This is a genomic window from Streptomyces sp. NPDC015032, from assembly GCF_043080425.1.
In the GTDB taxonomy this organism is placed as follows: domain Bacteria; phylum Actinomycetota; class Actinomycetes; order Streptomycetales; family Streptomycetaceae; genus Streptomyces.
Genome location: NZ_JBIBVN010000072.1, coordinates 1 through 14,302 on the forward strand (window position 1 = coordinate 1; position 14,302 = coordinate 14,302).

Consider the following 14,302-nt stretch of genomic DNA (forward strand, 5'->3'; position numbering starts at 1 on the left):
GACGGCCTGGAGGGCGACGAGGGCGCGTTCCTGGCCTGCTCCTTCTGGCTGGCCGACGACCTGGCGATGATCGGCCGGGTCGACGAGGCACGCCGTCTCTTCGAGCGGCTGCTGTCCCTGCGCAACGACCTGGGCCTGCTCGCGGAGGAGTGGGATCCCCGGCTCCAGCGCCAGGTGGGGAACTTCCCCCAGGCCTTCAGCCATGTGCCGCTGATCGACACGGCACTGCGCCTGACGGCGAGCGGGGCGTACGTCGGCTGACCCCGGCGAGCGGGAGAGGGGCGGGCCACCGCGTGCACGGTGGCCCGCCCCTCTCCGTACTCCGTCCGGACAAGCAGGACGTGGGCACCCGCGGGGGCGGCGAGCACCCTCCGGCAGTCGCACATGGTGCGGCGTCAGCGCCGCGGTCCACCGCTCTCCGCACCGGTCACGACGGGCAGCTCCGAGGGCAGCCCCCATTCACTCCAGGAGCCGTCGTACACGGCCAGTTCGCGGTACCCCGCAAGCGCGGCCCCCAGTGTCAGGACGCAGGCGGTGACACCCGATCCGCAGCTGAAGAACAGCCGCTCCCGCTCCCCCACGAGGGCGGCGAACTCGGCGCGCAGCTCGTCCGCCGGGCGCATCCGGCCGGCGCGCTGGAGCTCGCCGAAGGGCAGATTGACCGCCCCCGGCATATGGCCGGCGCGCAACCCCGGCCGCGGCTCGGCGACCGCGCCGGAGAACCTCTCCCTCGACCGGGCGTCGAGGACGACCGCGCCGGGATCGGCCAGGGCAGCGGTCACCTCGCCGCTGCCGACGACCAGCCCCGCACGCGGCCGGGCGGTGAAATCGCCAGGTGCCGCACCGGGCGCGGGAGGGTCGTTCTCCAGCGGCAGCCCGGCGTCGGCCCAGGCGGGCAGGCCGCCGTCGAGCACCGCGGCCCGGTCGAAGCCCATCGCGCGCAGCATCCACCAGGCCCGCGCGCTGGAGTAGATGCCCACGCGGTCGTAGACGACGACGGTGTCGGCGTCGTGGACCCCGAGGGCGCGCAGCTCGCCGGTGAACCGGCCGGCGTCGGGCATCGTGTGGGGCAGCGGCCCCGAGTGGTCGGACAGCGCCCCGTCGATGTCGAAGGGCCGCGCTCCCGAAATCCACTGCCCCGGGCCCCGGTGGGCGCCCACGGAGGCGTCGAGGACCACCAGCCCGGGCGAGCCGAGCCGCGCCGCGAGCCAGTCGGTCCCGACCAGCGGGCCGGGAAGGTCCTCCCGGTGTGCGTACGCCGTTACGTCGTCGCTCACGTCTGCTCCAGGTCGGGGTCCGGGCCGGGCCCGGTCGGGTTCCGGGATGGCGTACCGCTTCGCCCTCGTGCCCGGACCGTGCGGCGGTCACAAGATCGCAGCGGCCATCGACCCCTGTCAACAGCGGTCCGAGGCCCCCGGCAGACCGAAAGCGGCGGTCCGGCGCCCCGGCCACGGACTCCCCCGACGGCTCCCCGACGACGCCTCCCGCGCCCCGGGCCGGTACCTTCCTGAATCAGGGCGACTACCCGCCCGACCCGAGTGGAAGCGCGAGGCCAGAGCCAGTGGAGACGCAAGGCGGAATCACCGTGCAGCGGGCCCTTGAGCTGCCCGGGCTGCGCAGCGGGCTCCCGGAGGTGGTGGCCGGCACCGACCGGCTGAACCGTACGGTGCGCTGGGTGCACGCGGGCGAGGTCCCGAACATCGCTTCGCTGCTCAAGGGCGGCGAGCTGTTGCTCACCACCGGCCTGGGGCTCGGTACCCGCCCCGCCGAGCAGCGCGCCTTCGTCCGCAGGCTCGCCGACCGCCAGATCGCCGCCCTGGTGGTGGAGCTCGGACCGCGCTTCAGCAGGCTGCCCGCCTCGATCGTGGACGCTGCACGCGCGGCCGGTCTGCCGCTGGTGCAGTTGCACCGCGAGGTGCCGTTCGTGACGGTGACCGAGGAGATCCACACCGAGATCGTCAACGGTCACTACGCGCTGCTGCGGCAGGCCGAGGACGTGCACCGGCGGTGCACGGAGGCGCTGCTCGGCGGTGGTGGAGTACCCCAGGTGCTGGGCATCCTCGCGGACTTCGCGGCCAATCCGGTCTTCCTGGAGACGGCGGACGGCCAGTTGCTGTATGCCGCGGGGCCCGCGTCCGGCCCGGTCTGTGCCGATCCGCTCCAGGTGTGGGAAGGGATGCGCGGCGACCGGGCGGCCCGCGAGTCGCCGCCCGCCGGTTCGGTGCTGGTGGATGTGCCGGGCGGCGGCCCGGGGACCGGTTCGGTGCGGGCCAGGCTGGTGCTGCTGGCCGTGTCCGGGCCGCTGGTGACCGTGCACCGGATGGCGGCGGAGCGGGCGGCCGGGATTCTCGCCGTCGTGCTGATGCAGGCCCGCCAGGAGGAGGAGCTCGCGGCGCGCGGCCGGGGCGACTTCCTGACGGATCTCGCGGAGGGCCGGATCACGCCGGAGGACGCGCCCGCGCAGGCCCGCGTACTGGGCTTCAAGCCGGGTGAGATGCCGCTGCTGCCGGTCGTGATGCGGCTGGCTCCCGAGTTGTCCGTGTCGGGGAACTGGGCGCTGCTGGCGCGGGCGGTGCTGGAGGAGCTCTCGTCGGTGGGGGTACCGGTGCTGCTCGGTGTGCGGCCCGTGGAGGGCCGGGTTCCGGTGCTGCTGGGGCTGCGGTCCGAGACGGAGCGCACGGCGGTCGCGGACCGGGTCGCGGCAGCGCTGCGCGCCGGTGTGGAGCGGGCCGGTCTGGAGCGGGCCGGATCGCACCCACCGGTCGTGGTGGTGGGCGTGGCGGGCGGCTGGGCGGCGGCCGGGGCGGGGCTGCGGCACGCCGCGGAGACGGCGACGGCCGCGCACGGCCTCGCCGACCGGCCGTGGTACGACGCCCGGCGCCTGGACATCGATCTGCTGCTGTGGCGGCTGCGGGACCACCCGGATCTGGCGGCGTTCGTGGACCGGGCGATCGGTCCGCTGCGCGATCACGACCGCACCTCACGCCCTCCGCTGCTGCCGACACTGGAAACGTATCTCGCCCACGCGGGCCGCAAGGCGGAGACGGCACGCGAACTGCATCTGAACCGCCAGACGCTGTACAACCGGCTGGCCCGCATCGGTGAGCTGCTCGGCACCGACCTGGACGACCCCCAGGCCGTCCTGGCCCTGAGCCTGGCCCTCCGCGCCAGGCGTCACACGTCGTAGCCCCGGCCCCGTCCGGCGAGCGGCCCGTTCACCGTGTCCGGGCTGCCGCCAACGGCTGCGTCAGCTCGTCGTAGACGCTGAGCACCTGGGCGATCGTGTCGTCCTCCGTCGGCCAACTCGCGGCCTGCGCCCACCCCGCGGCCACCAGCTCCGCACGCCGCTCCGGATCGCCGAGCAGTCTGACCACCGTCCGCGCGAGCGCCTCCGCGTTCCCGTACGGTACGAGTTCCGCCGCATCCCCCACGAGTTCGGGCACCCCTCCGACCGCGGTGGCGACCAGCGGAACGCCGAGCCGCAGTGCCTCCTGGGCCAGCACCGAGCGTGCCTCCCAGCGGCTGGACAGCACGGCCAGGTCGGCGACGGCGAGGAGTTCCGCGATGTCGTCGCGGTCCCCGACGATCCGTACGGGCAGTTCCTCGTCCTTGATCCGGCGCTGCAGGACGGCCCGTTCCCGCCCCTCCCCCGCGATGATCAGCAGCGGTGCCGGGGCGAGTTCGCGCCACACCCGTGCGGCATCGAGCAACATGCCATACCCGTGATGCGGTACGAGACTCCCGTACGACACGATCAACGGCCTTCCCACCGCACCGAGTTCGGCGCGTGCCTTGTCCTCGTCGACGGGGGCGGCCGGGCGCGCCACCGGGGCGGAGACCGGCGAGAGCCGGGCATCGCGCGCGCCTCGGTGTCGCGCCCGGTCGACCAGCTCCGATGTCGTACCGAGCACAACCGCCGCCGCCCGGGCCGCCCTTCGCTCCATCAGGTGGAGCAGCCGGACGCGGGCGCCTTCGGCGTGGGCTCGGGCGTGCCAGGTGACGACCAGCGGCACACGCCTGCCGCCGAGCGCGAGGGCGGCGCGCACGGCGGCGTGCAGACCGTGCGCGTGAACCACGTCCGCCGTCAGGCAGGCGGCGCGCAGCGCGGCGACGGCCGCGGGATCGCTGCGCCGGGGTACGGGGGTGAACCCGGCGCCCGTACCGGAGAATTCGTAGGCGTGGTCCAGTTCGGCCGGGGCACAGACGGTGACGTGCACGCCTCTCGCCACCAGCCCCGCGGCCAGCGAGCTGACGTGGGCGCTGCTGCCCGCGCTGCCGCCGCCCAGGACTTGGACCGTACGCAGCTGTGACACGTTGAATGGCTCCCGGGGGTCCCGAGTCGGGGTAAATGGCACCGCCAAGGATGCCAGTCCGTACGCACGTTCCGGCACAGTCCGGCCACTGCCCCGGTGCGGGCCGCAGCAACCGGGCGCGGCGTACCACTCGCACGGGTGATGAGGCGGAGCGATGTTGCCGCGTGCGCGCGCCCCGCCTCCCGTCAGCGCTCCGACAGCAGCCGGGCGAAACGGCTGACCCGGTCCCCGTACACCGTCGCCGCGACGAGCCCCGCCGCGTGGGCGACGAGCCCGGCCCGGCCGCGGCCCGCGACGACGGCGACGCCGACCGCGGCGCCCAGGGCGTGGGCCCCGGTGTCCCCGATCATGGTGCGCTGCCCCAGGTCGTCGGCGACGAGGGCTGCCACGGCCCCCATCGGTGCGGCAGTGAGCGCGCCGGCCGGCAGGCCCGGGGCCCCGAGGGCGAATACGGTGGCGGCGGCCGCGGCGGGCCGTACATCCGTCAGATTGACGAGGTGCGCGGTCCCCGCGATCACCGCCCCGGCGAGAATCCGGTCGACGGGCCGCTCCTTGAGCAGCGCACCGGCCACGAGCCCGGCCGCTCCGATCCCGAACAGCTTCACCGCACCACTGGTCACCGCACCGTCCCGCAGCGCTCCCAGGTGGGCACGGAACCCGCGGCGCGGGTCGTCCGCACCGGCGAGGTCGTCGTACGCGCCGCAGCCGCCCGCCGCGAGCACGGCCAGCACGGCGGCGCATCTGGTACGGGCCGGCAGGGGCAGAACGGCCGTTCCGGCCGCCGCGCCGAGAGCGACGGCCGGCCCCGCGTACAGATCGACGGTGCGGCCCGCGTAGTTGGTGCGCTGCCAGCGTCCGCGCGGCCGGGTCCGCAGTGCCCGGTACACACCCCCCGCGACGGCTGCGGCCACGGCGGCCCCGCTGAATGCTGCTCCCATGCGGGTCAGGCTACGCGCCGGTCCGCCCGGCCCGTCCGGCGGTCGTTCCGTCCGCAGGTCTCCGGGCGGGCCCGAAGCGCGGGCCCGCCCGGAGCGCGCCCGCACGCGGGGCGGCCTCGCGGCGTCCGCTACCCGTCCGCCCGCGCCGCGGCCAGCAGCTCCTCCGCGTGGGCGCGTGCCGTCTGCGAGTCCTCCTGGCCCGCGAGCATCCGGGACAGCTCCCGTACCCGGTCCTCGCCCTCCAGGACCGTGACCCCGCTGCTGGTCACCGCCCCGTCGACCGTCTTCTCGACCAGCAGCTGCCGGTCGGCGAAGGCCGCCACCTGGGGCAGGTGCGTCACGACGACGACCTGCGCGGACCTGGCCAGCTTCGCGAGCCGTCGGCCGACCTCGACGGCGGCCTTGCCGCCGACCCCCGCGTCGACCTCGTCGAAGAGGTACGTGGGTACCGGATCGGAGCCGGCGAAGACCACCTCGACGGCGAGCATCACCCGGGACAGCTCACCGCCCGACGCGCCCTTGGCGATCGGCCGCGGCTGCGCACCGGGGTGCGGGGCGAGCAGCAGCTCGACCTCGTCGGCGCCGGACGGCCCGTAGACCACGCTCCGCCCGCCGATCTCGATGCCGGACGCCTCGTCGGCCGCCTCGGTCTGCCGGATGCCGAAGGAGACCCGGGCGTGCGGCATGGCCAGGGAGCCCAGCTCCGCGGTCACCGCCTCGGCGAACCGCTCCGCCGCCCCCGTACGCGCGTCGGTCAGCGCCTGCCCGAGGCCGGAGAGTTCGGCGCGCAGCGCGTCGCGCTCCGCCGTCAGCTCGCCGATGCGGTCGTCGTCGCCCTCCAGCTCGGTGAGCCGGGCGGCTCCCTCCTCGGCCCAGGCGAGCACGGCGGTGATGTCCTCGCCGTACTTACGGGTGAGTCCGGTGATTGCGGCGCGGCGCTCCTCCACCGCGGCGAGCCGCAGTGGATCGGCATCCAGCTGGTCGGCGTACCCGGCCAGTTCGCCCGCCACGTCGGCGAGCAGGATCGAGATCTCGCCGATCCGGTCGGCGAGCGCGGCGAGCGCCGGATCGTGGGCGCGTACGGCGTCCAGGGACCGCCCGGCGGCCGCGACCACGGTCGTCGCGTCGACGCCCTCGGGGTCCTCCGGGTTGCCCGCGAGCGCGGTGTGCGCGAGGGCCGCCGCGGAGGCGAGCGCTTCGGCATGGCCGAGCCGCCCGGCCTCGGCGGCCAGGTCGGCGTCCTCGCCCGCCAGTGGTTCGACCGCGGCGATCTCGCCCAGCCCGAAGCGCAGCAGATCCGCTTCCTGGGTGCGTTCGCGGGCACGCGTCGTCAGCTCGTCGAGCTCCGTGACGACGGCCCGCAGCCGCTGGTACGCCGCCGTGTACTTCGCGTGCGGCGCGGCGACACCGTCGCCCGCGTACCGGTCGAGTGCCTGCCGCTGCCGCGCGGGCTTGAGCAACCCCTGCTGGTCGGTCTGGCCGTGCACGGCGACGAGTTCGTCGGCGAGCTCCGCGAGCACCCCCACCGGCACGGATCTGCCGCCCAGATGCGCCCGGGAGCGCCCCTCCGCGGAAACGGTACGGCTGATCAGCAGCGCGCCGTCGTCGAATTCGGCCCCGGCCTCCTCGGCCCGCAGGGCCACGGTGTCACCGCCGGACACCGTGATCCGCCCCTCGACGACCGCGGCCTTGGCCCCGATCCGTACCAGGGCGGGATCGGCACGCCCGCCGAGCAGCAGCCCCAGGCTGGTGACGACCATCGTCTTGCCCGCGCCGGTCTCGCCCGTCACCGCGGTGAAACCGGGCGACAGCTCGACCACCGCGTCGTCGATGACCCCGAGCGACCGTATCCGCATCTCCTCCAACACGGACATGACCTTACGAGGTCCGGGCCCCGATGTGCGACGGACCCCGCCCCTCGGGGTTCACTCTCCCGTGTGCTCCTGGAGCCTGCGCACCGTCTCCGGGACAATGTCCGCCGGTCAGTGCGGCGCGCCCCGCCACCCCGAGACGGGCAGTGCGAACTTCGCCACCAGCCGGTCCGTGAACGAGGCGTGGTGCAGCCGCGCGAGGCGTACGGGCACCGCACCGCGCCGCACCTCGACCCGCGCGCCCGCGGGCAGTTCCACGGTCCTGCGGCCGTCGCACCACAGCACTCCGTGCGGGGTGTGCTGCTGGACCTCGACGGCGAGCACCGAGTGCGGCGAGGTCACCAGGGGCTTGGCGAACAACGCGTGGGCGCTGATCGGCACCATCAGCAGCGCCTCGACCTCGGGCCAGACGACGGGACCGCCCGCCGAGAAGGCATAGGCGGTCGATCCGGTCGGGGTCGCACAGACGATCCCGTCGCAGCCGAACCCGGTGACCGGTCGGCCGTCGATCTCCAGGACGACCTCCAGCATCCGTTCGGGCGACACCTTCTGCACGGCCGCTTCGTTGAGCGCCCAGTCGGTGTGGACGATGTCGCCGTTGCTGCGCACGACGACATCCAGGGTCATGCGTTCCTCGACCTGGTACGCCCGGGTCACGACCCGGTCGACGACCTTGTCCAGGTCGTCGCGCTCGGCCTCGGCGAGGAAGCCGACCCGGCCGAGGTTGACACCGAGCATCGGCACTCCGGAGGCCCGGGAGAGCCCGGCGCCGCGCAGCAGCGTCCCGTCCCCGCCGAGCACGACCAGCAGCTCACAGCCGTCCACCGCCGCCGGCGTGCTGTCCGTGACCGTCTCGACGGACGGCGGCAGCGGCAGATCGGCCGCCTCGGTGGCCAGCACCCGTACGCCGAGGCCATTGCGCAGCAGTCCCTGGACGACCAGCTCGGCGCTGCGGATAGCGGCCGGGCGGCCGGTGTGTGCCAGAAGAAAGACAGTTCGTGCCGCATTCGTCGTCAACGAGGCCCCTCCGCCACTGCACGGTCGACATCCGCGGGATCCAGCTCAGGTGCTCCGGCCCGCAGCCAGAGAAAGTACTCGACATTTCCCGAGGGCCCCGGCAGCGGGCTCGCCGTCACCCCCCGCACTCCGAGGCCCAGCGCCCAGGCCCGCCGCGCCACCTCCCGTACCGCTTCCGCCCGCAGCTCGGGGCTGCGCACCACACCGCCGCTGCCGAGCCGCTCCTTGCCGACCTCGAACTGCGGCTTGACCATGAGGACCAGGTCCGCGCCCGGGGCCGCGCAGCGCGCCAGGGCGGGCAGGACGAGACCCAGCGGGATGAACGACAGATCGCCGACCACCAGGTCCACCGGCGCTCCGTCGATGGCCTCCAGAGTCAACTCCCGTACGTTGGTCCGGTCCTTGACGGTGACGCGCTCATCGGACTGGAGGGACCAGGCGAGCTGCCCGTAGCCGACGTCGACAGCGACGACATGGCCGGCTCCGGCCCGCAGCAGTACGTCGGTGAAACCTCCGGTCGAGGCACCGGCGTCCAGTGCCCGCCGCCCCTCGACCGTCAGCCCGAGGGGCACGAAGGCGGCGAGGGCGCCCGCGAGTTTGTGCCCGCCGCGCGAGACGTACTCGGGGTCGCTGTCGTCCTTGATCACGACGACCGCGGCGCTGGTCTCGACCTGGGTGGCTGGTTTGGTCGCGGTGTTGCCGCCGACGGTCACCCGCCCCGCGGCGATCAGCTGGCTCGCATGCTCGCGCGAGCGGGCGAGCTTACGGCGTACCAGCTCGGCGTCGAGGCGGCGTCGTGCCACTCCTGCCACGTTCGGTTCAGCTCCTGTTGTCGTACGAGGGCACCGGTGCGGGTACCGGTGCGGGGGCGGGCCTGGCATCCAGCGCGGTCAGCGCGTCACGCAGCCCGCCGTGTACATCCTCGTACACCTCGATGTGTCCGTCCGCCGGGAGGTGGTCCGCATCCGCGAGACGCTCCAGCCGCGCGTCGACCTCTGCGTCGCCGGTGGGGGTGCGTCCGATGCCCAGGGGCGTGGGTGCGGCGGGGCCGGGAGGGTGCGCGGCGGCCGGATCCGGGGCCGCGTCAACGCCGGACGGGTCTTGCGCGGACGGGGCCTCCGCCACCTCCGAGGGCGCCGCTCCGGGCGCTGTTGCGGCCGCCGTCCCGGGCCCCGGCATCGAGTCGCTCATGCGGGAAACGCTACCGCGAAGGGCTGCGGTACCGTCGATCACGATGGCGACCATGGCGGAGTGCCGCAGCGCACTCGACAAACTTTCCGACAACCTCGCGGGGGCCGACGGCGACGTGCGCAGCGCGGCCGCCCTCGACCGCTCTCTCAGCTGCCACATCAAGGATCTCGGCGTCACCTTCACTGGCCGGCTGGCCAATGGCCGGATCCAGGTCCTGGACACGGTCGAGGGCCCGCCCCGGGAGAAGGCCGAGATCCGGCTCGCGATGACCGGCGACGATCTGGTGGCGATGGTGGACGGCGAGCTGAACTTCGCCAAGGCGTGGGGTTCCGGCCGGGTCCGGCTGGAGGCCGGCTTCCGTGATCTGCTGAGACTCCGGGCGCTGTTGTAGCCGCGGGACGGGCCGCCTCCCGGCCGTCCCGGCCCGGGCCGGTGTCAGCTCGGTCGAGCCCTTAGCCCCGCACACCCGCCCCGCCGCTCCAGGATCTGCGCGCGGCCGGCACCACCAGCGGCGTTCCGGTCTCCGGATCGTCGATGACCTGACAGCGCAGCCCGAAGACCCGCTCCACGAGCTCCGCGGTGACGACCTCGACCGGCGCCCCCTCGGCGATCACCTCGCCCTGCCGCATCGCGATGAGGTGCGTGGCGTACCGCGCGGCGTGATTCAGGTCGTGCAGAACGGCCACCAGCGTGCGCCCCTGCGTCTCGTGCAGCTCGGCGCAGAGGTCGAGGACATCGATCTGGTGCTGGATGTCGAGGTACGTCGTCGGCTCGTCGAGCAGCAGCAGCGGCGTCTGCTGGGCAAGCGCCATGGCGATCCAGACCCGCTGCCGCTGCCCGCCGGACAATTCATCGACATAGCGATCGGCGAGCGCACCGACTCCGGTCGCCGCCATCGATTCCTCGACAATGTGCTCGTCGTCCCGCGACCACTGACGCAGCAGCCCCTGGTGCGGGTACCGGCCGCGCCCCACGAGGTCGGCGACCGTGATGCCGTCCGGCGCGATGGAGGACTGCGGCAGCAGCCCCAGCGTCTTGGCGACCTTCTTCGCGGGCACCCCATGGATCGTCCGGCCGTCCAGGAGCACCCGCCCGCTGTGCGGCTTCAGCATCCGTGAGAGCGCGCGCAGGAGGGTCGACTTGCCACAGGCGTTGGGGCCGACGATCACCGTGAACGAGTTGTCGGGGATCTCGACCGAGAGATTCTCCGCGATGACCCGCTGGTCGTAGCCGAGGGTCACCGAGTCCGCGGTGAGGCGCTGCATGGTCGTAACTCCCGAAGTCGGTGGCGATCGGGTGCGAGGGCCGCCCTTCGGTACGAGCGGCGGGCGGGGCCGGCCCGGGTCGCCCGGCACACAGCCACCCGACCACTCGGAAGACGCCCCCCCACACGGAACAAAGTTAGGCTAGCCTACCCTCTCCCACCTTTTTCTGGGCCGGGCCTCCCGCCGGGAGCCTCCCGGCTGGGCCCGGCCCGCCGGGAGCCTCCCGCTCTACAGCCCCAGCCTGGCGACCGCCTTCCCGCTGTCCAGCCCGCACGAGCCGTCTCCGGCGTACGACCATGCCGCCCCGCAGAGCGCCCGCAGCCCGTCGAGCGGGTCCCCGTCCCCTTCCAGTACCAGGCCGTCACCGTGCACCGAAGCCGTCCAGCCACGACAGCCGAATGCGTCGCCCGTCCGCGTCACCTCGGGCTGCCCGGTCAGCAGTCCCCGCAGATCCGCATCCACATAGGTCGGCCGGCGCTTCGGCCCGGCGGCCACCAACTGCGCCGCGTCCGTCACCCCGGTGAGCACCAGCAGGGAGTCCACACCGCCGTTGAACGCCCCTTCGATGTCCGTGTCCAGCCGGTCCCCCACCACCAGCGGGCGTTCGGCCCCGGTCCGCAGCACCGTCTCCCGGTGCATCGGCGGCAACGGCTTCCCGGCGACCTGCGGCTCGGCCCCGGTCGCGATCCGTACCACCTCCACCGCCGCACCGTTCCCCGGCGCGATCCCCCGGGCGCTCGGAATCGTCAGATCCGTGTTGGACGCGAACCACGGCACCCCTCGCGCGATCGCGTACGCCGCCTCGGCGAACCGCCCCCATGCCATGTCGGGCCCGCCGTACCCCTGCGCCACCGCGGCCGGCTCGTCGTCCGCCGATTCCACCGGCACCAGGCCGCGCTCCCGCAGCGCGACGCGCAGCCCCTCGCCGCCCACCACCAGCACCCGTGCCCCGGCGGGCAGCTGATCGGCCATCAGCCGGGCCACCGCCTGCGCCGAGGTGATCACGTCGGCGGGCTCGGCCGGGACACCGAGTTCGGTCAGGTGCTCGGCCACCGCGGCCGGGGTCCGCAGGGCGTTGTTGGTCACGTACGCCAGGTGCATCCCACTGTCCCGGGCCGCCCCCAGCGAGTCGACGGCGTGGACGATCGCGTGACCGCCCGCGTACACCACCCCGTCCAGATCGAGCAGCGCCGTGTCGTACCCCTCGCTCAAAGCGGTGCTGCTGCCGCCCGGCCTGGTCCTGCTCGCCTGACTCATTCTTTGCGCTCCTCGTCCCATGCTTCTGTCCCGATCATCGCGCATCCCGCCCGCGCACATACCATGCAGAAATGAACACATCAGGTCCGGCCGGTCGGGGACTGCGTCTGATCCCGTTCCGTGGGCTGCGATACGTCCCCGAGCGGGTCGGCAGTCTCGCCGCGGTGACCTCACCGCCGTACGACGTCGTGGTGCGTCCCGACGGGCTGCACCACCTGGAATCGGCGGATCCCCACAACATCGTGCGGCTGATCCTGCCGCAGGCCGACACCGCCGCGGCCCGCCACGCGCAGGCCGCCGAGACCCTGAACCGCTGGCTGGCCGAGGGCGTCCTCGCCCCCGATTCCGAGCCCGCGCTGTACGTCTACGAGCAGCGTGACGCCGAGATCCTGCAACGCGGCATCGTCGGCGCGCTGGCGCTCTCCTCCCCCGCCGACGGCATAGTCCTGCCGCACGAGGACGTGATGGCCCATGTCGTCGAGGACCGGGCCAACCTGATGCGCACCACGGCCGCCCACCTCGAACCGCTGCTGCTCACCTACCGGAGCGACGGTGACGTCACGGGCGCGACCGCCGTCATCGAACGGACCGTAGATCGCCCGCCACTGCTCGCCACCACCACCGAGGACGGCCACAGCCACCGCCTCTGGGCGGTCACCGACGCGGCCGACCGGGCCGAGATCGAGACCGATCTCGCCCACTACCAGGCCCTGATCGCCGACGGCCACCACCGCTGGGCCACCTATCTCCGCCTCCAGCGGGAGCACTCCGCGCCCGGCCCCTGGGACTTCGGCCTGGTCCTGCTCGTGGACACGCGCCGCTACCCGCTCAGGGTCCGCGCCATCCACCGGCTGCTGCACCGCCTCCCCATCGACGACGCCCTCGCCTCACTGGCCGGCCTCTTCCGCATCCGCGACATCGAGAGCACGCTTCCCGAAGCCATGGCGGCACTCGCCGAGGCGGCCGCCGAGGGCAACGCGTTCCTGCTCGCGGGCGACGGCGGCTTCCACCTCGTCGACCGCCCCGACGCCGGACTTCTGCACCGTACGATTCCGGCCGACCGTCCGACCGCCTGGCAGACCCTCGACGCGACGGTCCTGCACGCGGCTCTGCTCGACCACGTCTGGCAGATCCCCGACGCCCCGGATCACATCGCGTACATCCACGACGCCGCGGCCGCCGTCGAACAGGCCGAACGTCACAACGCCACGGCGGTCCTGATGCATCCGGTACGCGAGGAAGTCGTCCGTGACCTCGCCCGACAGGGCGTCACCATGCCCCGCAAGTCGACCTCCTTCGGCCCCAAGCCCGCCACCGGCCTGGTCCTGCGGAGCCTCACCCTCGACTGACGCACCCGGCAACGAGAAAGAGGGCGGCACCCCGGAAGGGGTGCCGCCCTCTCTCATGCCTCACGCCTCGGACGGACCGTCCTCGCCCGTGCGCTCGCCGTCATCTGCGGCATCGTTCCTGCTCTCGTCCTCGTCCTCGTCCTCGCCGAGGGCGTCGACGAACTCGACACCGTCCAGCTCGGCGAGACGGTCCGAGGCATCGGTGGCGCCGTCCTTGTCGGCCTCCAGCGCCTTCCCGAACCACTCCCGCGCCTCGTCCTCGCGCCCCGCCGCCAACAGCGCGTCCGCGTACGCGTACCGCAGCCGCGGAGTCCACGGGTGCACGGCATTGGAGGCGAGCTCGGAGCTCTGCAGCGTGACGATGGCGGCGTCGATCTGCCCCATGTCCCTGCGGGCTCCCGCAGCCACCAGACGCATCTCGACCTGGCCGGCCTTGTCCAGCTTCTGCACCTCGGGCTCGCCGGCCATCGCCATCGCCCGCTCGGGCCGCCCGAGGCCACGCTCGCAGTCCGCCATGACGGGCCACAGCTCCACGGAACCGGTCATCCGCTTCGCCGCCCGGAACTCCGCCAGCGCTTCCGAGTACTTCTGCGTCGCGTACGCGGCGAACCCGGCCGCCTCACGCACGGCTGCGACCCGTGAGGCCAGCCGCAGGGCGATCCGCGAGTACGCGTACGCCTGCTCGGGGTCCTCGTCGATCAGCCGCGCCACCATGACGAGGTTCCTGGCAACATCCTCGGCCAGGGTCTTCGGCAGGCTCATCAGCTCCTGCCGCACGTCCTTGTCGATCTCGTCACCGGTGACGTCGTCAGGAATCGGAAGCCGCTTGATGGGCTCACGGTCCCGGTCGTCGCGCCGCTCGTACCCACCACGGTCGTCACGCCCGCGGTAACCACCCCGGCCACCACGGTCGTCACGCTGCCCGCGGTAGCCACCGCCACGGCTGTCGTCCCGGCGGAACCCGCCGCCGGAGCCACCACCGCGGCTGTCGTCGCGACGGAAGCCACCGCCTCGGCTGTCGTCGTCACGGCGCGGTCCACGCGGCCGGTCGTCCCGACGCTCGAACCCGCCACCGGAACGCCCGCCCCGATCGTCATCCCG

14 protein-coding genes are annotated in these 14,302 nt (G+C 73.6%); 4 read left to right on the forward strand and 10 right to left on the reverse strand.

The window, feature by feature from the left end; all coding sequences use genetic code 11:
- Positions 1-261 (forward strand): glycoside hydrolase family 15 protein (locus ACF08M_RS40110; RefSeq protein WP_392190248.1); only part of this gene is annotated, 261 nt, incomplete at its 5' end.
- A gap of 134 nt (positions 262-395) precedes the next feature.
- Here the strand turns inward: ACF08M_RS40110 and ACF08M_RS40115 are convergent.
- Complete coding sequence (locus ACF08M_RS40115; RefSeq protein ID WP_392190249.1) at positions 396-1,277, reverse strand: sulfurtransferase; 882 nt, start codon at positions 1,275-1,277, stop codon at positions 396-398.
- 284 nt (positions 1,278-1,561) lie between these two features.
- Here ACF08M_RS40115 and ACF08M_RS40120 point away from each other — a divergent pair, with 284 nt between their 5' ends.
- Positions 1,562-3,187 carry a PucR family transcriptional regulator gene (locus ACF08M_RS40120; RefSeq protein WP_392190250.1) on the forward strand — a complete coding sequence of 542 codons (1,626 nt, stop codon included), beginning with the start codon at positions 1,562-1,564 and terminating at the stop codon, positions 3,185-3,187.
- Positions 3,188-3,215: 28 nt separating this feature from the next.
- Here the strand turns inward: ACF08M_RS40120 and ACF08M_RS40125 are convergent, their stop codons facing one another.
- The 6 genes from ACF08M_RS40125 to ACF08M_RS40150 all read right to left on the reverse strand — a co-directional run bounded on the left by ACF08M_RS40125 (position 3,216) and on the right by ACF08M_RS40150 (position 9,330).
- Positions 3,216-4,313, reverse strand: coding sequence for a glycosyltransferase family 4 protein (locus tag ACF08M_RS40125; protein WP_392190251.1), 1,098 nt, complete (start codon positions 4,311-4,313; stop codon positions 3,216-3,218).
- Positions 4,314-4,498: 185 nt separating this feature from the next.
- Positions 4,499-5,251: a hypothetical protein gene (locus tag ACF08M_RS40130; protein ID WP_392190252.1), complete on the reverse strand. Its 753-nt coding sequence runs from the start codon at positions 5,249-5,251 to the stop codon at positions 4,499-4,501.
- Between the two features lie 128 nt (positions 5,252-5,379).
- Positions 5,380-7,125, reverse strand: a complete 1,746-nt coding sequence (recN, locus tag ACF08M_RS40135; RefSeq protein ID WP_392190253.1) for a DNA repair protein RecN — start codon at positions 7,123-7,125, stop codon at positions 5,380-5,382.
- Positions 7,126-7,233: 108 nt separating this feature from the next.
- A complete protein-coding gene (locus tag ACF08M_RS40140; protein ID WP_392190254.1) occupies positions 7,234-8,139 on the reverse strand; it encodes an NAD kinase in 906 nt (301 codons plus the stop codon).
- Positions 8,136-8,951 (reverse strand): TlyA family RNA methyltransferase, encoded by an 816-nt coding sequence (locus ACF08M_RS40145; RefSeq protein ID WP_392190255.1) that lies wholly within the window; start codon positions 8,949-8,951, stop codon positions 8,136-8,138. The genes ACF08M_RS40140 and ACF08M_RS40145 overlap by 4 nt, the downstream gene beginning before the upstream one ends.
- A 7-nt stretch (positions 8,952-8,958) precedes the next feature.
- The gene (locus ACF08M_RS40150; protein ID WP_392190256.1) at positions 8,959-9,330 is read right to left on the reverse strand and encodes a hypothetical protein; all 372 of its coding nucleotides are present in this window, start codon (positions 9,328-9,330) and stop codon (positions 8,959-8,961) included.
- A gap of 43 nt (positions 9,331-9,373) precedes the next feature.
- Here ACF08M_RS40150 and ACF08M_RS40155 point away from each other — a divergent pair, with 43 nt between their 5' ends.
- Positions 9,374-9,721 carry an SCP2 sterol-binding domain-containing protein gene (locus ACF08M_RS40155; RefSeq protein WP_392190257.1) on the forward strand — a complete coding sequence of 116 codons (348 nt, stop codon included), beginning with the start codon at positions 9,374-9,376 and terminating at the stop codon, positions 9,719-9,721.
- 61 nt (positions 9,722-9,782) lie between these two features.
- Here the strand turns inward: ACF08M_RS40155 and ACF08M_RS40160 are convergent, their stop codons facing one another.
- Positions 9,783-10,595, reverse strand: coding sequence for an ABC transporter ATP-binding protein (locus ACF08M_RS40160; protein WP_392190258.1), 813 nt, complete (start codon positions 10,593-10,595; stop codon positions 9,783-9,785).
- A gap of 228 nt (positions 10,596-10,823) precedes the next feature.
- On the reverse strand, positions 10,824-11,852 hold the full coding sequence (locus ACF08M_RS40165; RefSeq protein ID WP_392190259.1) for an HAD hydrolase-like protein: 1,029 nt from the start codon (positions 11,850-11,852) through the stop codon (positions 10,824-10,826).
- A gap of 71 nt (positions 11,853-11,923) precedes the next feature.
- Here ACF08M_RS40165 and ACF08M_RS40170 point away from each other — a divergent pair, with 71 nt between their 5' ends.
- Positions 11,924-13,201 carry a DUF1015 family protein gene (locus ACF08M_RS40170; RefSeq protein WP_392190260.1) on the forward strand — a complete coding sequence of 426 codons (1,278 nt, stop codon included), beginning with the start codon at positions 11,924-11,926 and terminating at the stop codon, positions 13,199-13,201.
- 60 nt (positions 13,202-13,261) lie between these two features.
- Here ACF08M_RS40170 and ACF08M_RS40175 read toward each other — a convergent pair whose 3' ends face one another.
- Positions 13,262-13,963, reverse strand: coding sequence for a tetratricopeptide repeat protein (locus ACF08M_RS40175; protein WP_392190261.1), 702 nt, complete (start codon positions 13,961-13,963; stop codon positions 13,262-13,264).
- Between the last annotated feature and the right edge of the window lie 339 nt (positions 13,964-14,302).